Here is a 23,651-nt window from a genome sequence, read left to right as displayed (position 1 = left end):
GATCAACTACTTTTTATGGTAAGGACAATCATGCATCAGATTGATGATTGCCGCTGCCAGTAGCCGATTGAAACATAATTTCTGTTTTACCTTTCCTGCCAGCGTTTCGTTTTGCCCATGACGGCGAAAAATGCGCCGATCCTCGGCGGTGTATGTTTAACCGCTTTGCAATTTCGTGGCTAAGAGCAAGCCGCCCGCGGCGGCGGCCTGCTGGGGATGTTTAAAAGGCGTAGCCCACGCTAAGGCTGCCGCTGTAGCCGTGGCTGTCGCCGCCGCTGGCGACGTCAGCCTGGCCGCCAAGGTTCAGGCTCAGCGCACCGCGCGTGATGCTCAAACTGGCGCCAGCGTTGACCATGTCACGGCTATCGAAGGCCGCGTTCTGTACGACTTCATAGTGATAAACCTGGCCCTGAGTACGTACCGAAGGGCCGCTGAAACTATGTTCATAGCCGATATTTATCGCCGGCGTGAAGCGCCAGCCGCCGCCGTTTTGCGAATGAAATGCGATACTCACATTGGCAATACCGCTGGCGTTATTTTCACTGACGCGGTCGACGTTGAGCGCCAGCTCGCTGCCGCTTTCGCGGAAAGCGTCCATCCGCAGGTGGGTCAGGCGGGTACCGATGGCGTACTCAACGCTGGCAAAATCGAGTGGACTCACGTAGCCGAGGCGCAGCGTGCCGCCAACCAGCTGGCCATGGGTATCGCCGGTGGCCGTACCCAGCCCGCTATTCAGCCGGCGCGTACTGCTATAATCGATCCAGCCTGCGTTAAGATCGGCGGCGGCAAATAAACCACGATTTAGATCCTCAAAAGCATAGCGACCGCCAAACCCCAGCAGAGTGGTGTTGGCATCCGCATCGGCGCTGGCGCTGCCCAGCGAGCCCCAGCTATATCCCAGAGTGCCGTAGCCGCTAAGCTGCGCGTTAAACCGCCAGGTATAGCCCAGCAGCGAGCCGGTGGTATGCTCATTACTGCTGGCGGCGCGGGCGGAACCATCGGTGCCAAGATAGCCGCTAAGCCCGGTCAACCACAGTTTTCCTTCCCCATCCCGCAGCTGACGGCTATCAATATTCGGCGTTAACGCCCTGTCTAATCGCGATCCGCTGCGCAGCAGGTAGCTGGCGGCGTCCGCGTAGATCTGCCCGCCGACCTGAGTCTCCACGCCGCCGAGGGTTCCGGCATCAATGGCCGATTGCAGATAATAGTTATAGTCGGTGTAGCGGCCCGCTAGCCCGCTATTTTGCAGGGCGTTAAGCAGCGCTGCGCCCTGCGCCGCATTCCCCCGCAGTTCGCTTTGCCCCGGCAGCTGGCCGTACTGCACCATTTTGCCGCGCAGGACGTAGAGCGTCTCCTGCGACAGCCCCAGGCCCTGCTTCAGATAGTTATCAACCGATCCGTACTCGCGGCTGATTTCATCCAGCCCGGCCTGAAGATAGCTGGCGTCAACGCCCAGCAGCGGCTCGTAAATCGCCGCCATGGCGGGGGGCATCATCGCCAGGGTCGCTTCAACGCGCTGGCGGGTATAATCGTTGGTGGCGAGGTAGTTTTCCATAATGGTCCCCTCATCGACGCCGGCAATGCTCAGCAGCATCGCGGCGGTCCAGCCGGTGCGGTCCTTGCCCGCGGTACAATGGAACAGCGCTGCGCCTTCGGCGCTGGCCAGATCGTTAAATAGCGTGGTGAACCGGGCGCGCATCCCGGCATCGCTGACGAAGGCGACGTTAGTCTGCTGCATCATTGCTTTGGCTTCCGCGGCGCTACTGAACGTTATTGAGGTGATGTTGCTGCCCGAAGCGGTGTTGCCGATGATATCAATATGGGTATACCTCGCCCCGTCGGGCATCACGTCCGGGCTGCTGGCGATTTCGCTGGCCGTGCGCAAATCATAAACATCGCTGATACCGAGCGTGCTCAGCGTCGACTGGTCCGCGGAGGATAATGCCAGGGCATTGGAACGATAAAAAACGCCTGTGCGCAGGGTGCCGTCGCGGCTGGTGGTATAAACAGTCGTCGTGCCAGCAATATCGCGGAAATTATCCATCGTAGCGAGCACGGGCGTATTTATCGGCGCAGCGTAGAGCACGCAGGAAACGGCAGCGGCGACCAGAGAGAGCGAAACGGGAATATAGCGAATCAACATAAGCCTCGATAATTATTGGTTATAATTCTTTGTTTATTAAGGCTTGAAAATATAAGAGGGGATTGTGACGAAATTATTTCTGAAACGAAATTTTTTAAATAAATAGGATGATAATAACGTCAGGCTATCGATTAAATATAACTTTTGCGCGCGCTAAATACTGTTATTCATTCGCCATGTTTATGTTTAACATTCCGCTCGTCGCAGCGGAATGTTATTTTCTATTATTGTCAGCGAGTCATTTTGCGCAGTAATCCCCCTTAATCCGGGCGCTACTTTTCACTCATCAGCTGGCGACAGCGCTGCTGGTCCTGGCTGATACTTTTCTGCTCTTCCGGCGTGAGCTGCTGCCAGGTGTCCAGCATCCGTTGGCCCAGAGCGGGCACGTAATGGGTCTTATGCAGCGCATAATCCGAATTGCCGCCTTCAATCATATTTTCCATATCGCGGAGAAACGCGCGGCTGTCCTGATGGTCGATAACGCAGAAGACGGAGCGGTAGTACGCGACATCCTCTTCGGCGTAGCGGGGCGTGAACCACCAGATAAGCAGGGCGATAAGCGTCAAAAGCGGGGCGATAAAAGCAAGTTTCTTCAACATGAGTCATTCAAAAAGGCAAATTGAAGGAGCAGTGTAGCCGTTGATGAAACAGGATGTAAGCGCCGCTGCGGGCTGGAAGGGGGATTCCGGCCCGCAGCGGTACCGGTTAGTAGCCGACCTTATAGATCCGTCCGCTCTGGATGCCTTCCACGCTGCGGCGGTAGGCCTGAGCCACGCTGGCGGCGGGAACGCTGGCAAAACCGGGGAAGAAACCGTCGTAGGCTGCCGCCGATTCCGTTAATACGGTCGGGCTAATCAGGTTAATGCGTATTCCGCGCGGTAGTTCGCAAGCGGCGGCGCGAACGAATCCTTCCAGCCCAGCATTGACGGTGGTGGCATTGACGCCCTGAGCGATGGGCTCATGGGCGACGATCCCGCTAATCAGCGTAATAGATCCGCCGTCGTTCAGATAATGCTGGCCGGTCAACGCCAGGCGAATCTGCCCCAGTAGTTTATCCTGTAAGCCCTGGTTGAAATCGTCATCGGTCATGGTCGCCAGCGGACCAAAGAACAGATTACCAGTGGCGGAAACAATCGCGTCTACCCGACCGATTTTCTCAAACAGGTTCTCTACGCTTTGCTGTGAGGTGATATCCACCTGATAGTCGCCCTGAGTGCGGCCGACGTGAATAACCTCATGACGCTGACTTAACTCTTGCGCAACCGCGCGGCCAACGGTACCGCTGGCGCCAATAACGATGATTTTCATAGCAGATTCCTCTCTCGGATGAGAGGCTATTCTTTAATAAAACAAATATCGGATAAACTGGCTAAAAGTTAAATGATTACTAACCAGGAGTTTGTAATATGGATAAGCTGCGGGCGATGGAGACCTTTATTGCGGTGGTGGAGTGCGGAAGCTTTACCGAAGCCGCATCGCGCCTCGATATGTCGGCGGTGATGGTCGGGAAATATATCGCGCTGATCGAACGGCAGCTTAATACCCGTCTTCTTGAGCGCAATACCCGCCGCCAGAGCCTCACCGACGCCGGGCGGGTCTATTTTGACGAGGCGAAACGCGTCCTTGAACAGGTTTCAATCGCCGAGAGCGCGGTGGAGAGGCTGCGGATCGCGCCCGCGGGGACGCTGCGGGTAAGCGCGCCAACGTCGTTTGGCGCCTGCGTCATTGCTCCGCTGGCCGCCACTTTTCTCCAGGCCTGGCCCGACGTGCGCGTGGAGCTGGATCTGACTAACCGGATGGTCGATCTGGTGGATGAAGGTATCGATTTGGCGATCCGCATCGGCGAGATCCGCAATAACGATCTGGTAGCAAAGTATCTCGCGCCCTACCGGATGACGATCTGCGCCGCGCCCGGGTATTTAGCCCGCTACGGTACCCCGATGACGCCTGCGGACCTGGCCGATCACCTCTGTTTGTCGCATACGGTGTGGACCGCGCGCAATGAGTGGAAGCTGCCGGGCGCCGAGGAGGGCGTCCGCTGGAAGCGCGATGCCGTCCTGCGCTGCAATGATGGCTATGCCCTGCGAACGGCGGCGATCGCCGGAGCTGGACTGCTGCTGCAGCCGGAAGTGCTGCTGGCGGATGCGCTCGAGTGCGGCAAACTGGTGCGCGTGCTGGAGGCGTATACCCCGCAGCCGAGGCCGGTTCATTTACTCTGGCGGCAGGATCTTCGGCCGCTGCCGAAGCTGACGCGGTTTGTTGAGCATCTTTTGCAGGGGCAGCGCCACAACGGGCAGAGTGCTTAAGTCTCTGCCGGGCGGCGGGCCTGATGTGATGGGGGGCTTGTCGGCCCGGCAAAGCGTTAGCCGCCGCCGGGCAATCTGCTTAGTCGCGCAGCGCGTGGCGCCAGTCGGCGATCAGATCCTGCGGATCTTCGATGCCTACCGACAGACGAATCAGCTGAGGAGTAATGCCGTTGGCTAACCGCTGCTCCAGCGGGATTGACGCGTGGGTCATGCTAAACGGCTGGCTCACCAGGCTTTCCACGCCGCCGAGGCTCTCCGCGAGGGTAAACAGCTTCAGCTTACGGATGATCCGTTCGGCGTAGCCATCATCGCCTTTGACCACCACGGAGATCATCCCGCCGGGAAGCGCCATTTGCCTGCGCGCCAGCTGATGATGCGGATGCGAAGCCAGCCACGGGAACCAGACTCTTTCGACCTGCGGCTGCTGCTCCAGCCACTCGGCAAGCAGCAGCGCATTGCTGCTGTGGCGCTCCATACGCAGCGCCAGGGTACGAATACCGCGCAGCGTCAGGAAACTGCTGAAGGGATCGAGCACGCCGCCAACCGCGTTTTGTAGATAGCCCAGCTTTTCCGCCAGCGCGGCGTTGTCGCCGACCACCGCCAGCCCGGCGACCACATCGGAGTGGCCGTTAAGATACTTGGTCGCCGAATGCACCACGATATCAAAGCCCAACTCAAGCGGACGATGGATAGCCGGCGAGGCGAAGGTGTTGTCGGTGACGCTGATAATATTGTGCCGCCGCGCAATGGCGGCGATGGCGCTGAGGTCGGCCAGCTTAAGCAGCGGGTTGGTCGGCGTTTCAACCCAGATCATGCGCGTATCGGGCCGAATAGCTGCTTCGATGGCCGCCAGATCGTCGGGCTTCACCCAGCTTACCCGCAGGCCGGCGCTGCGGCGGCGAACGTTTTCAATCAGCCGATATGTGCCGCCGTAGACATCGTCGACGGCGACCAGGTGACTGTCTTTATCCAGCAGTTCCAGCACGGTTGAGATGGCCGCCAGACCGGAAGCAAAGGCGTAACCGCGCGTGCCGCTTTCCAGGTCGGCAATCGCCGTCTCCAGCGCGTGACGGGTCGGGTTGCCGCTGCGCGAATATTCGTACCCGGTATGCTGGCCCGGCGCAGGCTGAGCAAAGGTGGAGGTGGCATAAATAGGCGGCATCACCGCGCCGTGTTCATCGGTAAATGCGCCGCTATGTACGCTCAGGGTATGCAAATTTGTCATTGAGAAGTCCTTACTGTTCGAGTCGGTTACGCCAGGTGGTCAGCACATCGCTGCGGGTAATGAGGCCAAGAAAACGATCGTTGTCGGCGATAACGGCCACCAGGCCGCGATCGAAAATGGCCTTCAGCGCGCTTTCCGGCGCGTGCTTATCCAGGGTCTCCACGTTACGCGTCATTGCTTCCCTGACCGGCAGAGAAAAGCGCTGACTGTCGCCCTGGACGTGGCTAATCAGATCCCATTCGTCGACAATGCCGACGACCCGGCCGTTTTCCAGCACCGGCAGCTGCGAGATGTCGTAGAGACGCATACGCGCGAGGATGGCCGCCAGGGTATCGTCCGGCGCGGCGGTGACGGTTGCCCCTTCGTCGTGGCGCAGAGCGATAAAATCGCTGAGATCGCCGCGCGATGGACGGCTTAAAAAGCCCTGCTGGCGCATCCAGTCATCGTTAAACATCTTTGATAAATATTTATTGCCGCTGTCGCAGGCGAAGGTCACCACGCGTTTCGGGGTTGTCTGCGCCCGGCAGTAGCGCAGGGCAGCGGTGAGCAGCGTTCCGGTAGAGGAGCCCGCGAGAATGCCCTCAACCTGCAGCAGCTGGCGGGCGGTGGCGAAAGCTTCGCTATCGGTGACGCGGTATGCGCTGCGGACGCCTTCAAGATGGGCCAGCGGCGGAATAAAGTCTTCGCCGATCCCTTCCACCAGCCACGAGCCGGTTTCGCCGTAGCGTCCGGTTTCGACCTGGTCCGCCAGAATGGAGCCCGCCGGGTCGGCGAGGATAAATTCCGTTTTGGGGGAGTGCTCAGCAAACCAGGCCTGTAGCCCACCGAGCGTTCCGCCGGAGCCGACGCCGACGACAATCGCGTCGATATCGCCTTCCAGCTGCTGGAAGATCTCCGGGGCGGTGGTGGTGGCATGCGCCAGCGGGTTAGCTTCGTTATTAAACTGGTCGATATAAAAGGCGCCAGGCGTTTCGTCGGCAAGACGCCGGGCGTAGTCCTGATAGTAGGCGGGATGGCCTTTGTTAACGTCCGAGCGGGTAAGCTGCACCTGCGCTCCCAGCGCGCGCAGGTGGAAAATCTTCTCACGGCTCATTTTGTCCGGCACCACCAGGATCAGGCGATAATTTTTCTGCGCGGCGATCAGCGCCAGCCCGAGGCCTGTATTGCCGGCGGTGGCTTCGATAATCGTGCCGCCGGGTTTTAATTTTCCTTCGCGCTCTGCCTGGGCAATCATGGATAGCGCGACGCGGTCTTTTATCGAACCGCCGGGATTTTGATTTTCCAGTTTTAGAAACAGGCCGCAGGGGCCGGTATCCAGCTTATGAAGCTGCAGCAGGGGAGTATGACCAATCAGGTCGCTAACGGAATGAAAAACTGACATAACATTTTGCCCATTCGTATCGAGATGATTTGAATGGTAGGGCTGCAAAATTGGCATTTTAAAGAACTTTTGTCTGCCGCTAAGAGCAAAAAGGAATATAAGATGCTTTTTAGCCGTCCGGAGGGAAAGGTTGTTAGCCGCCTGGGCGTGTTGATTTCCAGAATAGCGCGCTTTTGCCCGGTTTTTCACCGAATTATCCGTTTTTACGCGCTGCTTTATCTCTATTTCAGAAATAGATTGCCGAAAATATTCGATGGATCTCTGGGGTTAGTTTAGGTGTTGGTGAAATTATCAATGCCGCGTATACCGGCAAAGTAGCCAACGATCTAAATTCAGGTGCAGGAAATTAAAGCTAATAAAGTCGGCCTGCTCGCTTCAATAAATCGTCTATATCAGGAACCTCTTTCCGGAAATATCCTGACTTGGGTGTCATTCAGCCGGGAAATTGTCTGGTACGATCCAGTTAACAGAACAGGAACATAATTTATACCTGATAGACATATACATGTAATGATTCAGTCGTAACCAGTTACAAGGAAGCTACTATGAATAAAAACGACATGAGTCCTTTACCCACCAATACCCACGAGTGGTTTTTTAATCGTAACAGCATCATCATTTTGCTCGATATTGTTCTGTTTATCGTTCTCTACAACACGCTACCCTATGAGCCGAAGGTGGTCATGGGACTGAGTATGCTCGCTTTTATCGCCGTATTATGGTTAACAGAAGCGCTGCACGTGACCGTTACGGCCATAATGGTTCCCGTTATGGCCGTGCTGTTGGGGGTATTTAATACCCAGGCGGCGCTAAACAGTTTCGCTAACTCTACGATATTCCTTTTCCTCGGCGGCTTTGCTCTGGCGGCGGCGATGCATGTGCAGGGGCTGGATAAAGTCATTGCCGATAAAGTATTAGCGATGGCGAGGGGCAAAATGCGCCTCGCGGTCTTTATGCTATTTGGCGTGACGGCGCTGCTGTCAATGTGGATCAGTAATACGGCAACGGCCGCAATGATGATGCCGCTGGTATTGGGGATCCTGAGTAAAGTCGATGGCAAAAACCGCCATTCGACCTATGTGTTTGTGCTCCTCGGTATTGCCTATAGCGCCAGCATTGGCGGAATGGCGACCATCGTCGGCAGTCCACCGAATGCGATTGCCGCCGCTGAGGTGGGGCTCTCCTTCTTTGACTGGATGAAGTTCGGTTTCCCGGCAATGATCGTCTTACTGCCAGTCGCTATTGCGATTCTTTACCTCGTGTTCAGGCCGGAACTTAAGGGGACCTTCGAAACGAATAGTGAACAGGTCGATTGGGATAAAGGTAAAATAGTCACCCTGGCTATTTTTGGCCTTACCGTATTCTTCTGGATTTTCAGCGGACCCATTAACGATCTGCTGGGCGGTTTTAAATCCTTCGATACCATCGTGGCTTTAGGCGCCATTATATTAGTCAATTTCGCCCGGGTGGTTCACTGGAAGGATATAGAAAAAACGGCTGACTGGGGCGTGCTGTTATTATTCGGCGGCGGTATCTGCTTAAGTAATGTGTTGAAAGAGACGGGTACCAGTCTGTTCCTGGCAAACCAGATTAGCGGGATGGTGGCTCATATGGGGATATTTATTATTATCCTGGTGATTGCAGCATTCGTGGTGTTTCTGACCGAGTTTGCCAGTAATACGGCCAGCGCCGCTTTGCTTATTCCCGTATTTGCCTCAGTGGCCGAAGCGTTCGGCATGTCGCCTGTGATTCTGTCGGTATTGATTGCCATTGCGGCTTCATGCGCTTTTATGCTGCCCGTGGCGACGCCGCCAAACGCTATCGTTTTCGCCACTGGCCATATCAAGCAGCAGGAGATGATGCGCGCCGGCCTGTTTTTGAATATCGCCTGTATCGTCGTTTTGACCGGATTTAGCATGATGTTTTGGGTCTAGCTTTTGATAAGCGAGTTTCCACCCAATATCTTGCAAATGAAGACTGCCGAGCGGCGAATAATCGAATGCAGTTCGATGGAGAGTCCGGTCGTAGAAAAGCAAAAACCCAGCCATAGGCTGGGTTCTCTGAATAAGTGGTGCCCGGACTCGGACTAACGCCGCAGGCGTTGAACAGCGCGCTTGTCGCGCTGGCCCCGAAGGGGTGAGCCGCTGTGCGGCGAATAATCGAACGTAGTTCGATGGAGAGTCCGGTCGTAGAAAAGCAAAAACCCAGCCATAGGCTGGGTTCTCTGAATAAGTGGTGCCCGGACTCGGAATCGAACCAAGGACACGGGGATTTTCAATCCCCTGCTCTACCGACTGAGCTATCCGGGCAACGGGGCGCATTAAACCTGATTCACCGCACCTCGTCAACGAAATTTATCTGTTTCGCAGCAGACTGAACAATCTATCACCAGATTGCGTCAAAAGCACGCATCTTCAGGCGAAAAACGCCGTCCAGGCCATTGAAATCGGCATCGCCAGCACCAGGGCAGGCAGCATATTCACCACGGCGAACATTTTAATTCCGCAGATGCGCAAACCGGTGGCAACCAGCAGCATCCCGCCGACAGCGGTGAAATCCGCCATCATCATCGGCGTGGTTAACGGCATAATCAACGATGCGCAGGCCGCCAGCGCCAGCTGGATGGCCAGCATCGGTACGCAAATGGCCGAGACCGCCAGCCCCAGGGTGCAGGCGAAGATGGTGGCGGTAAAGAAGTCGAGAAACGCTTTGGCGATAAGAATGCTGGCGTCGCCGGTCATTCCTTCGCGCATCGCGCCGAAAATCCCGGTTCCGCTGGCGCAGAACAGCACGATTATCGCGACGTAGCTTTGAATATAGGACTCATGCGCTGAGACCTTTTTCTGCCCCTTTTTGGGCGAAAGCAGCTGCTGGAGCTTACTGACCAGCGTATTAATGCCTTTCTCCATGTTGCACACTTCGCCGAGCAGCGCGCCCACCAGCGTTGAAAGCACCATCACCGGCAGGTTGGCGCATTTAATCACCAGCAGAATGCCGATGCCCAACGACGCAAGGCCAAAAATAGAGGTCATTGATGTACGAATCCGTTCCGGCAATCTTTGACTTAAGAGTGCGCCGAGTACGCCGCCCAAAAGGACCGCGCCGGCGTTAATAAATGGCCCTGTAACCACAATATGACTCCTGTTAATTATCCCTAATGACTGCATTATTATGACGCCAATCGGGCAAAAAGGCTTGCGCATCCGTGGTGTGGCTGCATACGTAATTCATCTTGCGCGGTAGATTTAAAGGTGACATGATTGCGCGAATTTTCTCCTCTCCTGAATGAGGCCGCCGGGATGACGACATCGCCACTACATCACCAGTGCCGCTGCGTACAGATGCGCAGGCAGCCTCGTCTTGCTACCCTTACACTGCAACTTCTGCCCGCCATGCGGTGAGCGTAACGCAGGCTCACTGCAGGACAACAGTAAGATCGGACGCGGTCTGCTTTTACTGATGTCTGGCGGTCGGAGCTGGGATCCAGTCAGACCCTGACATTTCGTTGGCCAGAGCCCAGACGCCTTGGCCGAAGCCTTTTACTCTCCGGAAACGGGTATTCGCGCTCATGAAATCAATGCACATTGCCGCCAGCCGCGAGCTGGTATCCCGCCTGTCCACCCACCGTCGCGTGGTGGCCCTGGACAGTACCGATTTTACCGATGTGGCGGCAGTCGTCATTACCGTAGCGGACAGCCGCAGCGGCATCCTTGCGTTACTGAAACGCACCGGGTTCAACCTGCCGGTTTATCTGTTCAGTGACGCTGACCACGAAAAACCAGAAGGCGTGACGGCCATCGTTAGCGGCAAAGAGCAGGAGTGGCTCGAACTGGAAGCCGCCGCCTGCGGCTATGAAGAGAACCTGCTGCCGCCGTTCTTCGATACCCTGACCCAATACGTTGAGATGGATAACAGCACCTTCGCGTGCCCGGGCCATCAGCACGGCGCCTTCTTTAAGAAGCATCCGGCGGGACGGCAGTTCTTTGACTTCTTTGGCGAAAACGTCTTTCGCGCCGACATGTGCAACGCCGACGTTAAGCTTGGCGATCTGTTGATTCATGAAGGATCGGCCAAACACGCGCAGAAGTTCGCGGCGAAGGTCTTCAACGCCGATAAAACCTACTTCGTCCTTAACGGCACCTCGGCGGCGAACAAAGTGGTGACCAACGCGCTGCTGACGCGCGGCGATCTGGTGCTGTTTGACCGTAACAACCATAAATCCAATCATCATGGCGCGCTGATTCAGGCCGGGGCAACGCCGGTTTATCTCGAAGCGTCGCGCAATCCGTTTGGTTTTATTGGCGGTATCGACGATCGCTGCTTCGATGAGAAATACCTGCGTGAACTGATACGCGAGACGGCGCCGGAAAAAGCCGATGCGCCGCGCCCGTTCCGCCTGGCGGTGATTCAGCTCGGTACTTATGACGGGACGGTGTACAACGCCCGCCAGGTGGTCGATAAAATCGGCGGTCTGTGCGACTACATCCTGTTTGACTCGGCCTGGGTCGGCTACGAGCAGTTTATCCCGATGATGGCCGACTGTTCACCGCTGCTGCTGGACCTGACGCCGGACGATCCGGGTATTTTTGTCACGCAGTCGGTGCATAAACAGCAGGCCGGTTTTTCGCAAACGTCGCAGATCCATAAAAAAGATAACCACCTGCGCGGGCAGGAACGTTTTTGCCCGCATAAGCGGCTCAACAATGCCTTTATGCTGCACGCCTCGACCAGCCCGTTTTATCCGCTGTTCGCCGCTCTGGACGTGAATGCCAAAATTCATGAAGGAGAGAGCGGGCGCCGCCTGTGGGCGGAGTGCGTGGCGCTGGGTATTGAAGCGCGCAAGGCGATTATCGCCAACTGCAAAATGATCCAGCCGTTTATTCCACCGGTGGTGGCGGGGCGTCCGTGGCAGGATCATCCCACTGAAGCCATCGCCCGCGAACGGCGCTTCTTTAGCTTTGAGCCGGGCGCGCGCTGGCACGGCTTCGAAGGCTATGCCAGCGATCAGTATTTCGTTGACCCCTGTAAACTGCTGCTGACAACGCCGGGGATCGATGCGGAGAGCGGGAAATATACCGATTTTGGTATCCCGGCGACCATTCTGGCCCACTACCTGCGCGAAAACGGCATCGTGCCGGAGAAGTGCGATCTGAACTCCATTCTGTTCCTCCTGACGCCCGCAGAGAGCGCCGAGAAGCTGGCGCAGCTGGTGGCGATGCTCGCCCAGTTTGAGCAGCATATTGAATCCGACACCCCGCTGGCCGACGTTCTGCCGACCATCTTTAATAAATATCCGGTGCGCTATCGGGATTACACCATCCGCGAGCTGTGCCAGGAGATGCATAACCTGTACGTCAGCTTTGACGTGAAGGATTTGCAAAAAGAGATGTTCCGCAAGAGGAGCTTCCCGCGCGCGGTGATGAACCCGCAGGACGCCAACCGCGAGTTTATTCGCGGTAACGTTGAGCTGGTGCGCTTAAGCGCAGCCGAAGGGCGCATTGCGGCGGAGGGCGCGCTGCCGTATCCACCGGGCGTGCTGTGTGTGGTGCCCGGAGAGATCTGGGGCGGGGCGGTGCTGCGCTATTTCCTGGCGCTGGAGGAGGGGGTCAATATGCTGCCGGGCTTCTCGCCGGAGCTCCAGGGGGTCTACAGCGAAACGGACCCTGACGGCATTAAGCGGCTATATGGCTATGTGCTGAAAGCATAAAAAACGCGCCCCGTTGATAACACCGGGGCGCGTTTTTTTATTCGTAAATCTGGGGTAAGCCGTTTATTTAATGTGCGACGGTCTGCGCCCCGGTTGGTACGCGGACGTGCTTGTACTTAAACAGCGCTACAAAGGCAAAAGCCAGAACCAGCGAATAGCCGGCGAAAATCAGCCATACGGTTTGCCAGTCGGTGATCCCTTCGACGGTAAAGTGCTCCACCACTTTACCGCTTACCATCCCGCCAAGTATGCAGCCGAAGCCGTTGGTCATCATCAGGAACATCCCCTGCGCGCTGGCGCGGATTTCCGGGCGAACCTCTTTTTCCACAAACACCGAACCCGAGATGTTGAAGAAGTCGAAGGCGCAGCCATAAACGATCATCGACAGCACCAGCAGCACGGTGCCGAACGGGGTCGGGTCGCCGTAAGCGAACAGGCCGAAGCGCAGCATCCACGCCACAATACTAATCAGCATCACGTTCTTGATGCCGTAGCGGCTGAGGAAGAACGGGATGGTCAGGATGAACAGGGTTTCCGAGATCTGCGAAATCGACATCATCACCGAGGCGTGCTGCACGATAAAGCTGCTGGCGAACAGCGGATCTTTATCAAAGCTGTGCAGGAAGGTGTTGCCGAACATATTGGTGATTTGCAGTTCGGCGCCCAGCATCATCGAGAAAATAAAGAAGATCGCCATACGTTTGTTTTTAAACAGCGCGAAGGCATCGAGGCCCAGCATGGCGGTCCAGCTCTGGTTTTTCTGCTGATTAGCCACCGGAATATGCGGCAGCGTCAGGGTGAAGAGCACCAGCAGTAAGGAGAGCGCCGCGCCGATATAAAGCTGCATATGGCTTAGCTCAAATCCGGAGAAGCTGACGCCCCACATGGCGAGGATAAAACCGATGGTGCCCCAGATGCGAATCGGCGGGAAATCGGTCACGATATCCATGTTCGCAGACTGCAGACGGTAGTAGGAAATGGTGTTAATCAGCCCCAGCGTCGGCATATAGGCCAGCGAGTTAAGCAGAATGACGAGGAACATCTCGCCCGGCGTAGTGACCTGGGCGGCGAGCCACAGCGTCAGCGCGCCGACCAGATGGCAAATGGCGTAAACCCATTTGGCACTGATCCATTTATCGGCAACGATACCAAGCAGCGTCGGCATAAACACCGCGGCGATACCGAGTGAGCTATAAACCGCTCCGATGGCCGCACCGTCAAACTTCAGGGTGACGAACATATACGAGCCGAGCGTGGTGAGCCAGCTTCCCCAGAGGCAGAACTGCAGGAACGACAGTACTTTGAGCTGCAGTTTAAGATTCATGTTTTGATCCTCACGGATATAGAATTGTTTTGTGTTTTAAATAACATTTATAGCGTTATTTTGGTTGGATTCTATCATTTATGCGGTGGATGCTTTTGTTAACTGCCGCAGAAAATCGCAAAACAGTTGCGCAACTCTATTGTGTATAGCAGAAGGAAGGCGCCCTTGAGGAAACAAGGGCGCTGGAGGGAGATTACCTGCGGCGATAGCCTTTCTGCGCAGAGTTAACCTTGTACAGATAACGACGCGACTCGGCGGAGGGGTGACGGCTGGTGATGGTTTGATAAACATCGCCCGGCGTCATGTTGTTGATGATATTCGCTGCCTGAACCTTATCGCTGGAGAAGACCCGCAGTACGCTGCCCGCGCCGCCGTTATACGCGGTGATGACCGCATAGCGACGCGAGGTCGGGTTGGTGATACCGGACAGATAGACGTTGTTAAGCATTGCCAGATAGGCGGTGCCGGTGTCGATGTTATTGACCGGATCGAACAGGTAGCTGCGGCTCGGTAGGCCTGATTTCCCCTGCGAACGGAACACGTCCTTCCCGGCGCTGTGCTGCACCACCTGCATCAGCCCCAGGGCGTCGGCGTGACTTACCGCATAGGGGTTAAAGGAGGATTCGGTTTGCATAATCGCCAGGATCAGCGATTCATCAACGCCGTATTTGCGCGATGCCTGACGGACCATACCAATGTACTTATGCGCGCGTTTGTCGAGGTGGTTCGGCACCAGGTTAATGGTGATGCTGTAGATCATGCGCGGGCCGTTGCTGCGGCTTTTCAGGCGTGTTTGCAGCAGATAGTCGGCGAAGCGCGAGGCGCGCCACTCCCAGCGAATCGCCTCGCCGGTGTTATCCACCACCTGGCCATACAGGAACGGCTCTTTTGAAATCTGAATATCATCGACGTCAGAATAGAGGTCGATGGAGTTAGGGTCATCGCCCATCAGCAGGGTTTTAATAATCGCCTGGCGCAGGCGCCCGGCCGGGTCGGTACCGGCGATAGTTTCAACGGTAATCGTCCCCGCATCAAAGTTGATGTGGCTGCGGGTTTGATACTGGTCGGTGTATTTAACGTAGTCCTTCGGCCCGGCGAGCAGAACTTCGTTATAACCCCAAATGTTCTCGATGTTATGGGCGAACTGGCCCATCAGGATATCAAAGCCGTTGGTGTCCTTCACCCACGCCTCGTTATACTCGGCGCCTTTTTTGGTTGAGCTGGAACACGAAACGAGCAAAGGCGCAATCAGCGCTAGCGCTAAGTATTTTTTCATCATTCCGGGAGTGCGTGTTGTGTTTATTGTTGTAAAGGGCCGTCAGGCCCTTACTGTTTTTCTGGCGGCGTATAGCCTTCGATGTGCACGTCTTTGCCTTCAAACAGGAACTGAACCATCTCCTGCTCCAGCAGTTTGCGATGCTCAGGGTTCATCATGCTGAGTTTTTTCTCGTTTATCAGCATCGTCTGCTTATGCTGCCATTGGGCCCAGGCTTCTTTGGAAATTTCGTTATAGATGCGTTTGCCCAGCTCGCCCGGATACAGCTGAAAATCCTGGCCATCGGCTTCACGCTGCAGGAAAGTACAAAAAATCGTTCTGCTCATTCTTAATCCTCTTTAATCGCCAGAAAGCTAAACCGGTGCTCCGGCTTTTAACTGTTGCAACAAGCGCTCCACGGGGGCCGCCAGACCGACGGACGGCGGCTGCGCTAAGTTATACCAGAGTGCGCCCCCTTCATCCATGCATGCGCCGGATGAGTGCACTGTAAGCCACATCGGCACAATATCCAGATGGAAATGGCTGAAAGTGTGGCGGAACGCGGTTAATTGCGTCAGATTCTCAGCCTTGATCTGCCGCTGGGCCAGCCACTCCCGCAGCGTATCTTCATCTTCAAACTGCGGGAAGCAGAACAATCCCCCCCATAATCCCACCGGTGGGCGCTGGGAGAGAAACACCTTGTCGCCGTGCTGCATCAGCAGGAAATAGCCGGTACGCTCGGGGATCGTCTGTTTCGGTTTTTTGCCTGGATATTGAGCCCATGAATGATTTGCGTAGGCCACGCAGCCGTTATTCAGCGGACAAAGCTCGCATTTCGGCTTTGAGCGGGTGCATACCATCGCTCCAAGGTCCATCATGGCCTGGTTAAAACGCTCGACGCCTTTGGCCGGCGTGACGTCCTCGGCGATCTCCCACAGGCGTTTCTCAACCTCTTTTTTCCCCGGCCAACCGCTGACAGCATAGCAGCGCGCGAGCACGCGCTTCACGTTGCCGTCGAGAATCGGATAATGCTGACCGAGAGAAAGGGACAAAATCGCGCCGGCGGTGGAGCGGCCCACGCCTGGCAGTGCGGCGACTTCATCGAAGGTCTGCGGGAATTTTCCGCCGTGCAGGGTGGCCACCTGCTGCGCCGCTTTATGCAGATTGCGCGCGCGGGCGTAATAGCCAAGTCCGGTCCAAAGATGCAGGACTTCATCGAGGGGTGCGTTCGCCAGATCGGTAATTGTTGGGAAACGCGCCATAAAGCGTTCAAAATAGGGGATAACCGTCGCCACTTGCGTTTGTTGCAACATCACCTCGGAGAGCCATACTTTGTAAGGCGTCTTGCCAATTTGCCAGGGCAGGGTTTTGCGCCCGTATTTGTCGTACCAGTCCAGCACCTGGGCTGAAAATTGCGCGGCGAGAAAAGTCAAAGCTACGGCTCCGGGAAAGCGATTATAAGGTGGCAGATTGCAGCACAAGGGCGAGGGGCTGTAAACCCTTGCATCCGCCGGGTAACTTTGGATAATGCCCGTTTTCCGAACACATCTCACAAGCAGACTTAACTTTTATGAAAAACGACGTCATATCTCCGGAATTCGATGAAAACGGCCGCCCGCTGCGCCGTATTCGCAGCTTCGTCCGTCGTCAGGGCCGCCTGACCAAAGGTCAGCAGCACGCGCTGGACACTATTTGGCCGGTGATGGGCGTTGAATTCAACGAAGCGCCGCTCGATTTCGCCGCCCTGTTTGGCCGTGAAGCGCCGGTCACGCTGGAGATTGGTTTTGGCATGGGGGCGTCGCTGGTGGCGATGGCGAAAGAGAAGCCGCAGCAGAATTTCCTCGGCATTGAAGTGCACTCGCCGGGCGTCGGCGCCTGCCTGGCGTCCGCCGAAGAAGAGGGCGTGCAGAACCTGCGCGTCATGTGCCACGATGCGGTGGAAGTGCTGCATACCATGATTCCGGATAACTCCCTGAGCATGGTGCAGCTGTTTTTCCCTGACCCGTGGCACAAAGCGCGTCATAATAAGCGCCGTATCGTTCAGCCGCCTTTTGCCGAACTGGTGAAAAGTAAACTGAAGCTGGGGGGTGTCTTCCATATGGCGACCGACTGGGAGCAATATGCCGAGCATATGCTGGAAGTGATGTCCTCGCTTGAAGGGTATCGTAACCGGTCTGAAAGCAACGACTATGTGCCGCGCCCGGAATCGCGCCCGGTAACCAAATTTGAACAGCGTGGCCATCGTCTTGGCCACGGCGTATGGGACTTAATGTTCGAGAGGGTGAAATAATGGCAACGAATCGTAGCCGTCGTCTGCGTAAAAAAATGCATATCGACGAGTTTCAGGAAGTGGGTTTCTCCGTCGCGTGGCGCTTCGCGGAAGGAACCAGCGAAGAGCAGATCGACCAGACCGTTAACGATCTGATTGATGAAGTGATTGAGCCTAATAAGCTGGCCTTTGATGGCAGCGGCTATCTTTCCTGGGAAGGGCTGATCTGCCTGCAGGAAATCGGCAAATGCACCGAAGAACACCAGGCCATCGTGCGTAAATGGCTGGAAGATCGCGGGCTTGCCGATGTACGCACCAGCGAACTTTTTGATATCTGGTGGGACTAAGTTTGACAAGGGTCGGCAACTGCCGGCCCGTTTTGTCTGAAGGGAGTTAAATGATGCGCAAAACGCTGTTGGCAGTGGCGCTGTCCGTCACCGCTTTGTCCGCGCATGCGGACTACCAGTGTAGCGTCACGCCGCGTGACGATGTCATCCTCAGCCCGCAGCAGGTGCAGGTGAAAGGCGAAAACGGCGATCTGGTGATTAAGCCGGACGGCAATCTGACCTTTAACGGGAAAGCCTATGCGCTGAATGCCGCCCAGCGCGAGCAGGCGCAGGACTATCAGGCTGGACTGCGCAGCAGCCTGCCGTGGATTGATGAAGGCGCCCGCACGCGGGTAGAAAAAGGCCGCGCCGCGCTGGATAAAATCATTACCGAACAGGTGGGGGCCAGCAGCAGCATGCATAGCCGCCTGACCAAGCTTGATGCGCAGCTGAAAGCGCAAATGGGCCGTATTATTGAACATCGCAACGATGGGCTGACGTTCCACTATAAAGCCATCGATCAGGTGCGCGCCGACGGCCAGCAGCTGGTAAACCAGGCGATGGGCGGTATTCTGCAGGACAGCATCAACGAGATGGGCGCGAAGGCGGTTCTCAAAGGCGGCGGTAACCCGCTGCAGGGGATCCTTGGTAGCCTTGGCGGCCTGCAAACGGCCATTCAGGACGAATGGAAAAACCAGGAGGCAGATTTCCAGCAGTTTGGTAAGGACGTCTGCGGCCGCGTGGTCTCCCTTGAGGAGAGCCGCAAAGCGCTGGTGGGGTCGTTAAAGTAAGTTTTAATTCGCTACCTGCGGGCGCAGGTAGCGATTATGGTCAGTCGGTCACATCAGCCCCAGCAGCTGCGGAATAAACAGCGAGATCTGCGGGATATAGACAATCATCATCAGCGCGATCAGCAGGGCGGCGTAGAACGGCAGCAGCGGTTTAATGAGCTGCTGAATTTTAACGCCGGAAATAGAGCAGCCTACAAACAGCGCGCTACCTACCGGCGGCGTCAGCAGACCGATGCACAGGTTAGCGACCATCATGATGCCGAAATGCACCGGATCCATCCCCAAATCCTGCGCGATGGGCAGGAATATCGGCGTGAAAATCAGTACCGCCGGGGTCATATCCATAAAGATCCCGACGATTAACAGCACGATATTTATCAGCAGCAGAATCACCACCGGGTTTTCAGAAATCCCCATTAGCGCATCGCTTATCATGTAGGGTATATCGGCGTTGGTCATCGCCCACGACATGCCGACGGAAAAGCCGATCAGCAATAGCACGATGGAGGTCATCACCACCGATTCAAGGATCAGCTTCGGCAGATCGCGCCACTTCACTTCCCGGTAAATCAGCACTGACAGGATAAAGGTGTAAACCACGGCGATAGCCGACGCTTCGGTCGCGGTAAAAATGCCGCCGAGGATCCCGCCCATCACAATGATCACCAGCAGCAGGCTGGGCAAGGCGTCGAAAAACGCTTTTGCTGCCTGGGCGCATGTGGGACGTTCAGAAACCGGATAACCGCGACGTTTAGCGATAAAAGCGCACACCACCATGATGGCCAGACCCATCAGAATGCCCGGCAGATAACCGGCCATAAACAGCGACGCAACCGAGACGCCCCCGGCCGTCAGGGAGAAGACGATCAGGACGTTTGACGGCGGGATGAGCAGGCCCGTGATGCATGATGAGACGTTAACCGCCGTGGAGAACGCCGGATCGTAGCCCTTCCGGGTCTGAATGGGGTTGAGCGTTCCCCCTACCGCCGCCGCCGCGGCGACCGCCGAACCTGAAATCGAGCCGAACATCATATTTGCCAGCACGTTGACGTGGCCCAGCGATCCCGGCACGCGTCCGACCATCACCTGCGCCAGATTGATTAAGCGGATGGCAATCCCGCCGCTGTTCATCAGGGTGCCGGCAAAGATAAAGAATGGAATCGCCAGCAGGGCGAAGTTGTCGAGGCCGTTCGCCAGGCGCTGAGAAACGGTAATCACCGCAATATCCCACGGGAACATCAGCAGCATCGAGCCGACGGTCGCGATGCCAATGGAGAAGGAGATGGGGACGCCAATAAAAACCAGAATAAAGAAAGAGCCAAATAGCATCAGTGCGATATAGCTGTCCATCAATTTGCCCCCGCTTCATAGTTTTTCATATTTTTCAGACCGTTGCTGATAAAACAGAGCGTGTAAAACATCATAATGATGCCGGTTAGCGGCAGGATCAGATACACGTAGCCCATGGGGATCTGCATCGCGGCCGAGACCTGGGATGTCGACAGCGTTTTTTCAATCAGCTTCACGCCGCCGGTTACAATTACTGACCCGGCAAAAATAAAGATCAGCAGATTAATAATGACGCTGAGCAGCGCTTGCTTGCGGGGAGGAAGCGTCATGGCGAGTAAATCGATCGCCAGATGACGCTGGGCGCCGACAGTATATGCCGCACCCAGCAGCCCGACCCAGATCATCAAAAATCGCGCCAGCTCGTCGGTCAGGGTGCTTGGCTGGTTTAGCACGTAGCGGCTGAACACCTGCCAGACGACGCAGACCACCAGCGCAATCATAACGGCGACGGAGAATGCGGCGATCGTGCGGTCCACCGCCAGCTTTATGCGGTTAAGTATCATCATTGTTTTCCCGATGAAAGCGGGCCAGCGGCTGGCCCGCTAAGTGTTATTCGGCGGCAGCTTCAAATTTGTCCAGCAAGGCGGCCTGCTTCGGATCTTTTTTGAAGTCATCAAACAGCGGCTGCACGGCGGCGCGGAACGGTGCTTTATCCACTTTGATGATTTCGCCGCCCATGGCTTTGGCCTGCGCGCGGGTGTCGGCGTCGATCTTGTCCCACAGTTTTTGCTGATACGCTTCGGAAGCTTTTGCCGCCTTGATCAGGATTTGCTGCTGATCGGGCGTCAGTTTGTCCCAGGTTTTACTGGAGATAACGAGGAAATCCGGGATGGAGGCATGTTCATCTTCAGAGAACACTTTAGCGATTTCGATATGGCGCGTTTGCACCCAGGAAGGCACATTGTTCTCCGCGCCGTCCACCACGCCCTGCTGCATGGCGGTATAAACTTCACCAAAGGAAATGGGCGTTGGCGAACCGCCCATTAATTCGACCATTTTTAAGGTTGTCGGGCTGGCCTGGACGCGGATTTTCAATCCTTTTAAATCTTCCGGTTTAGTGATGGGCTTTTTGGCGTAAAAACTGCGGGTCCCGGCAACATAAGCGGAAAGCGCAAAGAATCCTTTATCTTTCGTAGACTCCATTATTTCCTTACCCACCTCACCGAAGACGACTTTATTGAAGTGATTCTGGTCTTTAAACAGGAACGGTAAATTATATATCGCGTAGACGTTATCGAAGGACTCCAGATCGCTGGCGGAACCTTTGGTCATATCCAGCGCGCCATTTTGTAATAACTCCAGCGTTTCACGGGCGCTGCCCATTTGGCTACTGGGATAAATACGGATCTTTATAGCCCCGTTGGAAAGTTGGTTAACCTCTTTGGACATCTCCTCAAAGGCCTGATGAACAACATGGCTGCGTTCAAGGTTATGTGCCAGTTTTAATGTGACTTTTTCAGCCGCGCTTGCGCCTGAGGAGAGCAGGGCAAGCAAAGATACACACACCAGAGAACGAGAAAAAGAGAATTTTTTCATGAGTCGGCTCCATGCACTTGGGGTAATTGGTCAATATCTTAAGGGGTAATCTTTGTTTCTGTATGACATATTATCCTTGTTGTCGTATATCTTTAAGCTATCTGTCTCACACTTTTTCTCAATAAGTCGATCAAAAAGATATTTTTGTGCGGTTGGTTATATTTATTTTCAATAAATGAATGTGAATTTATTTTCACTGGAAATGTTGAATTGAGATGCTTCGGGAATAGTGATATTGATGTTTCGTAAAAAACGAATAATTAATTATCCCGCTATTTTTATAACGGGATAAGTGGAGAGGAGATTATTCGCTGAGGAAAAGTTCGAGAAGGGAATTCAAAAATAGCTTACCGTGCTCGGTAATTTGCCAGTAGCGCTCATCTTCCATCAGGTAGCCTTCGGCGATGGCGGCATCGATTTGCGGACGGATCGTACGCTCATCAAGGCCGGTGTAGCGGCTGAATTCATCGCGCGGGGCGGCTTCCAGCAGGCGGAAACGGTTCATAAAGAACTCAAACGGTTTATCCGCATCTTCCACATCGTGCTGGCGCTCCAGATAGCGGCCTTCCATGTAGCCGCGTGGATGCCGGGTTTTCGCCGTCCGCAATATGCGCCCGTCCGGGAACGTCACTTTGCCGTGCGCGCCGCAGCCAATCCCCAGGTAGTCGCCAAAGCGCCAGTAGTTCAGGTTATGCTGGCACTGATAGCCCGGCTTAGCGTAGGCGGAGGTTTCATATTGCTGATAGCCCGCCGAACTGAGCAGGCTATGCCCCTGTTCATAAATGTCCCACAGCGCGTCGTCGTCCGGCAGGGTTGGCGGACGCGAGCCAAACAGGGTGTTTGGCTCAATGGTCAGCTGATACCAGGAGAGGTGCGGCGGATTGAGCGCGATTGCCTGGCGCAGGTCATCCAGCGCCTCTTCCAGAGACTGATCCGGCAGACCGTGCATTAAATCGAGGTTAAAGCTGCGCAGTCCCAGACCGCTTGCCAGATTTGCCGCGCGCCGGGCTTCCTGTGGCCCATGGATACGTCCGAGCCGCTGCAGCTTCTGTTCGCTAAAGCTCTGTACGCCGATGGAGATGCGATTAATACCTGCGCGCTGATACTCGACAAAGCGATCCGCTTCCACGGTGCCGGGGTTGGCTTCCATGGTGATTTCCGCGTTGGATGCCAGCGGAAGAGATTCGCGCACGCCGTCGAGCAGGGTTTGCATCGCCGTGCCTGAGAGCAGGCTCGGCGTACCGCCGCCGATGAAAATAGTCCCGATTTCACGTCCCTGCGCATAGTGGGCGTCGGCCCGCAGATCGTTCAGCAGATGCTGAACGTAGTCGTCGTGCGGTACCTCGCCCTTTAACGCATGCGAGTTAAAATCGCAGTACGGGCATTTTTGCACGCACCACGGGATGTGAATATAGAGGCTCAGGGGCGGCAAATTAGCCATTACGTAAGGCTTCCAGTAACAGTTTTAGCGCGCGTCCGCGGTGGGAAATGGCGCTCTTTTCTTCACGGCTCAGCTCCGCTGCGGTTTTACCTTCCGTCGGAACAAAGAATATTGGGTCGTAACCAAAGCCGCCGTTGCCTGCGGCTTCACGAGCGATGATGCCCGGCCAGCTGCCGTGGCAAACCAGTGGCGTTGGATCTTCCGCATGACGCAGATAGACCAGCACGCAGTGGAATTGCGCCTGGCGCTTATCGTCCGGCACGTCGCGCAGCGCGTCGAGCAGCTTTTCCAGATTGCGCTGGTCGGTCGCATCTTCACCGGAATAGCGGGCGGAGTAGATGCCGGGCGCCCCGCCTAATGCATCGACGGCCAGACCTGAGTCATCGGCGATGGCCGGGAGCCCGGTCACCTGCGCGGCATGGCGCGCCTTCAGAATGGCGTTTTCGATAAACGTCAGGCCGGTTTCCTCTGCGGAATCCACGCCCAGCTCGGTTTGCGCCACGATATCGAGGCCAAAATCTGCCAGCAGCGAGGCCAGCTCGCGCACTTTTCCGGGGTTGCCGGTAGCGAGAACAACTTTTTGCATATGAGATCCTG

Annotated in this window: 21 protein-coding genes and 1 tRNA gene; 6 read left to right on the top strand and 16 right to left on the bottom strand. The window is 55.8% G+C overall.

Features of this window, described 5'->3' with window-relative positions; translation table 11 throughout:
- Positions 1 to 220 precede the first annotated feature (220 nt).
- From KCG39_RS14660 to KCG39_RS14650, 3 genes are all read right to left on the bottom strand, one after another.
- Complete coding sequence (locus tag KCG39_RS14660) at positions 221 to 2,143, bottom strand: tyrosine-protein phosphatase (RefSeq protein ID WP_228299420.1); 1,923 nt, start codon at positions 2,141 to 2,143, stop codon at positions 221 to 223.
- Positions 2,144 to 2,415: 272 nt separating this feature from the next.
- Positions 2,416 to 2,742 carry a hypothetical protein gene (locus KCG39_RS14655; protein WP_004125215.1) on the bottom strand — a complete coding sequence of 109 codons (327 nt, stop codon included), beginning with the start codon at positions 2,740 to 2,742 and terminating at the stop codon, positions 2,416 to 2,418.
- A 106-nt stretch (positions 2,743 to 2,848) separates the two neighbouring features.
- The gene (locus tag KCG39_RS14650; RefSeq protein ID WP_004125214.1) at positions 2,849 to 3,451 is read right to left on the bottom strand and encodes a short chain dehydrogenase; all 603 of its coding nucleotides are present in this window, start codon (positions 3,449 to 3,451) and stop codon (positions 2,849 to 2,851) included.
- Between the two features lie 98 nt (positions 3,452 to 3,549).
- On the opposite strand from KCG39_RS14650, the gene KCG39_RS14645 reads away from it, so the two are divergent.
- Positions 3,550 to 4,449 carry a LysR family transcriptional regulator gene (locus KCG39_RS14645; protein WP_004125213.1) on the top strand — a complete coding sequence of 300 codons (900 nt, stop codon included), beginning with the start codon at positions 3,550 to 3,552 and terminating at the stop codon, positions 4,447 to 4,449.
- Between the two features lie 79 nt (positions 4,450 to 4,528).
- Here the strand turns inward: KCG39_RS14645 and KCG39_RS14640 are convergent, their stop codons facing one another.
- Together KCG39_RS14640 and KCG39_RS14635 are read right to left on the bottom strand one after the other, a co-directional pair.
- Complete coding sequence (locus KCG39_RS14640; RefSeq protein WP_049112486.1) at positions 4,529 to 5,674, bottom strand: trans-sulfuration enzyme family protein; 1,146 nt, start codon at positions 5,672 to 5,674, stop codon at positions 4,529 to 4,531.
- Positions 5,675 to 5,684: 10 nt separating this feature from the next.
- On the bottom strand, positions 5,685 to 7,055 hold the full coding sequence (locus KCG39_RS14635; protein WP_064397229.1) for a pyridoxal-phosphate dependent enzyme: 1,371 nt from the start codon (positions 7,053 to 7,055) through the stop codon (positions 5,685 to 5,687).
- 545 nt (positions 7,056 to 7,600) lie between these two features.
- Here KCG39_RS14635 and KCG39_RS14630 point away from each other — a divergent pair.
- The gene (locus tag KCG39_RS14630; RefSeq protein WP_004125196.1) at positions 7,601 to 8,989 is read left to right on the top strand and encodes an SLC13 family permease; all 1,389 of its coding nucleotides are present in this window, start codon (positions 7,601 to 7,603) and stop codon (positions 8,987 to 8,989) included.
- A gap of 299 nt (positions 8,990 to 9,288) precedes the next feature.
- Here the strand turns inward: KCG39_RS14630 and KCG39_RS14625 are convergent.
- Both KCG39_RS14625 and KCG39_RS14620 read right to left on the bottom strand, forming a co-directional pair.
- A tRNA-Phe gene (locus tag KCG39_RS14625) sits at positions 9,289 to 9,364 on the bottom strand.
- A 105-nt stretch (positions 9,365 to 9,469) separates the two neighbouring features.
- Positions 9,470 to 10,186 carry a DUF554 domain-containing protein gene (locus KCG39_RS14620; protein ID WP_004125195.1) on the bottom strand — a complete coding sequence of 239 codons (717 nt, stop codon included), beginning with the start codon at positions 10,184 to 10,186 and terminating at the stop codon, positions 9,470 to 9,472.
- Positions 10,187 to 10,623: 437 nt separating this feature from the next.
- Here KCG39_RS14620 and KCG39_RS14615 point away from each other — a divergent pair, with 437 nt between their 5' ends.
- Positions 10,624 to 12,762 carry an ornithine decarboxylase gene (locus KCG39_RS14615; RefSeq protein ID WP_004125193.1) on the top strand — a complete coding sequence of 713 codons (2,139 nt, stop codon included), beginning with the start codon at positions 10,624 to 10,626 and terminating at the stop codon, positions 12,760 to 12,762.
- A 67-nt stretch (positions 12,763 to 12,829) separates the two neighbouring features.
- On the opposite strand, the gene KCG39_RS14610 is transcribed toward KCG39_RS14615, so the two are convergent.
- The 4 genes from KCG39_RS14610 to mutY form a co-directional block, all read right to left on the bottom strand.
- A complete protein-coding gene (locus KCG39_RS14610; RefSeq protein WP_004125191.1) occupies positions 12,830 to 14,086 on the bottom strand; it encodes a nucleoside permease in 1,257 nt (418 codons plus the stop codon).
- A gap of 193 nt (positions 14,087 to 14,279) precedes the next feature.
- The gene (gene mltC / locus KCG39_RS14605) at positions 14,280 to 15,362 is read right to left on the bottom strand and encodes a membrane-bound lytic murein transglycosylase MltC (RefSeq protein WP_004135825.1); all 1,083 of its coding nucleotides are present in this window, start codon (positions 15,360 to 15,362) and stop codon (positions 14,280 to 14,282) included.
- Positions 15,363 to 15,412: 50 nt separating this feature from the next.
- Positions 15,413 to 15,688, bottom strand: a complete 276-nt coding sequence (locus KCG39_RS14600) for an oxidative damage protection protein (RefSeq protein WP_004105744.1) — start codon at positions 15,686 to 15,688, stop codon at positions 15,413 to 15,415.
- A 27-nt stretch (positions 15,689 to 15,715) separates the two neighbouring features.
- The gene (mutY, locus tag KCG39_RS14595) at positions 15,716 to 16,774 is read right to left on the bottom strand and encodes an A/G-specific adenine glycosylase (protein ID WP_004125187.1); all 1,059 of its coding nucleotides are present in this window, start codon (positions 16,772 to 16,774) and stop codon (positions 15,716 to 15,718) included.
- Positions 16,775 to 16,911: 137 nt separating this feature from the next.
- Between mutY and trmB the strand changes: the two genes are divergently transcribed.
- Genes trmB through KCG39_RS14580 form a run of 3 tightly spaced genes read left to right on the top strand, consistent with a single transcriptional unit; the run spans position 16,912 to position 18,727 of the window.
- Complete coding sequence (gene trmB, locus KCG39_RS14590) at positions 16,912 to 17,631, top strand: tRNA (guanosine(46)-N7)-methyltransferase TrmB (RefSeq protein WP_004125186.1); 720 nt, start codon at positions 16,912 to 16,914, stop codon at positions 17,629 to 17,631.
- Complete coding sequence (locus KCG39_RS14585) at positions 17,631 to 17,957, top strand: YggL family protein (RefSeq protein ID WP_004105731.1); 327 nt, start codon at positions 17,631 to 17,633, stop codon at positions 17,955 to 17,957. Before trmB ends, KCG39_RS14585 begins: the two co-directional genes overlap by 1 nt.
- A gap of 50 nt (positions 17,958 to 18,007) precedes the next feature.
- Positions 18,008 to 18,727, top strand: a complete 720-nt coding sequence (locus tag KCG39_RS14580; RefSeq protein ID WP_024358653.1) for a YggN family protein — start codon at positions 18,008 to 18,010, stop codon at positions 18,725 to 18,727.
- A gap of 48 nt (positions 18,728 to 18,775) precedes the next feature.
- Here KCG39_RS14580 and KCG39_RS14575 read toward each other — a convergent pair whose 3' ends face one another.
- From KCG39_RS14575 to KCG39_RS14555, 5 genes are all read right to left on the bottom strand, one after another.
- Positions 18,776 to 20,077 carry a TRAP transporter large permease gene (locus tag KCG39_RS14575; protein WP_004125184.1) on the bottom strand — a complete coding sequence of 434 codons (1,302 nt, stop codon included), beginning with the start codon at positions 20,075 to 20,077 and terminating at the stop codon, positions 18,776 to 18,778.
- Positions 20,077 to 20,580, bottom strand: a complete 504-nt coding sequence (locus KCG39_RS14570; RefSeq protein WP_049113283.1) for a TRAP transporter small permease — start codon at positions 20,578 to 20,580, stop codon at positions 20,077 to 20,079. Before KCG39_RS14570 ends, KCG39_RS14575 begins: the two co-directional genes overlap by 1 nt.
- A 46-nt stretch (positions 20,581 to 20,626) precedes the next feature.
- Entirely contained in the window at positions 20,627 to 21,613 is a 987-nt protein-coding gene (locus KCG39_RS14565; protein ID WP_004125181.1) for a TRAP transporter substrate-binding protein, read from the bottom strand.
- Between the two features lie 304 nt (positions 21,614 to 21,917).
- Entirely contained in the window at positions 21,918 to 23,054 is a 1,137-nt protein-coding gene (gene hemW / locus KCG39_RS14560) for a radical SAM family heme chaperone HemW (RefSeq protein WP_004125178.1), read from the bottom strand.
- Positions 23,047 to 23,640 (bottom strand): XTP/dITP diphosphatase, encoded by a 594-nt coding sequence (locus KCG39_RS14555; RefSeq protein ID WP_049113279.1) that lies wholly within the window; start codon positions 23,638 to 23,640, stop codon positions 23,047 to 23,049. Before KCG39_RS14555 ends, hemW begins: the two co-directional genes overlap by 8 nt.
- Between the last annotated feature and the right edge of the window lie 11 nt (positions 23,641 to 23,651).

Source organism: Klebsiella pasteurii, from assembly GCF_018139045.1.
GTDB classification, from domain to species: Bacteria; Pseudomonadota; Gammaproteobacteria; order Enterobacterales; family Enterobacteriaceae; genus Klebsiella; species Klebsiella grimontii.
Note: the sequence above shows the minus strand (reverse complement) of the source record. Positions and strands in the feature narration are given on the sequence as shown.

Coding starts and splice junctions, on each gene's coding strand:
- KCG39_RS14570 (WP_049113283.1), bottom strand. CDS start 20,580: ATGATACTTAACCGCATAAAGCTGGCGGTGGACCGCACGATCGCCGCA.
- KCG39_RS14640 (WP_049112486.1), bottom strand. CDS start 5,674: ATGACAAATTTGCATACCCTGAGCGTACATAGCGGCGCATTTACCGAT.
- KCG39_RS14565 (WP_004125181.1), bottom strand. CDS start 21,613: ATGAAAAAATTCTCTTTTTCTCGTTCTCTGGTGTGTGTATCTTTGCTT.
- KCG39_RS14555 (WP_049113279.1), bottom strand. CDS start 23,640: ATGCAAAAAGTTGTTCTCGCTACCGGCAACCCCGGAAAAGTGCGCGAG.
- KCG39_RS14600 (WP_004105744.1), bottom strand. CDS start 15,688: ATGAGCAGAACGATTTTTTGTACTTTCCTGCAGCGTGAAGCCGATGGC.
- hemW (WP_004125178.1), bottom strand. CDS start 23,054: ATGGCTAATTTGCCGCCCCTGAGCCTCTATATTCACATCCCGTGGTGC.
- KCG39_RS14575 (WP_004125184.1), bottom strand. CDS start 20,077: ATGGACAGCTATATCGCACTGATGCTATTTGGCTCTTTCTTTATTCTG.
- KCG39_RS14610 (WP_004125191.1), bottom strand. CDS start 14,086: ATGAATCTTAAACTGCAGCTCAAAGTACTGTCGTTCCTGCAGTTCTGC.
- KCG39_RS14650 (WP_004125214.1), bottom strand. CDS start 3,451: ATGAAAATCATCGTTATTGGCGCCAGCGGTACCGTTGGCCGCGCGGTT.
- mltC (WP_004135825.1), bottom strand. CDS start 15,362: ATGAAAAAATACTTAGCGCTAGCGCTGATTGCGCCTTTGCTCGTTTCG.
- KCG39_RS14585 (WP_004105731.1), top strand. CDS start 17,631: ATGGCAACGAATCGTAGCCGTCGTCTGCGTAAAAAAATGCATATCGAC.
- KCG39_RS14660 (WP_228299420.1), bottom strand. CDS start 2,143: ATGTTGATTCGCTATATTCCCGTTTCGCTCTCTCTGGTCGCCGCTGCC.
- KCG39_RS14645 (WP_004125213.1), top strand. CDS start 3,550: ATGGATAAGCTGCGGGCGATGGAGACCTTTATTGCGGTGGTGGAGTGC.
- KCG39_RS14635 (WP_064397229.1), bottom strand. CDS start 7,055: ATGTCAGTTTTTCATTCCGTTAGCGACCTGATTGGTCATACTCCCCTG.
- KCG39_RS14655 (WP_004125215.1), bottom strand. CDS start 2,742: ATGTTGAAGAAACTTGCTTTTATCGCCCCGCTTTTGACGCTTATCGCC.
- KCG39_RS14615 (WP_004125193.1), top strand. CDS start 10,624: ATGAAATCAATGCACATTGCCGCCAGCCGCGAGCTGGTATCCCGCCTG.
- trmB (WP_004125186.1), top strand. CDS start 16,912: ATGAAAAACGACGTCATATCTCCGGAATTCGATGAAAACGGCCGCCCG.
- KCG39_RS14580 (WP_024358653.1), top strand. CDS start 18,008: ATGATGCGCAAAACGCTGTTGGCAGTGGCGCTGTCCGTCACCGCTTTG.
- KCG39_RS14630 (WP_004125196.1), top strand. CDS start 7,601: ATGAATAAAAACGACATGAGTCCTTTACCCACCAATACCCACGAGTGG.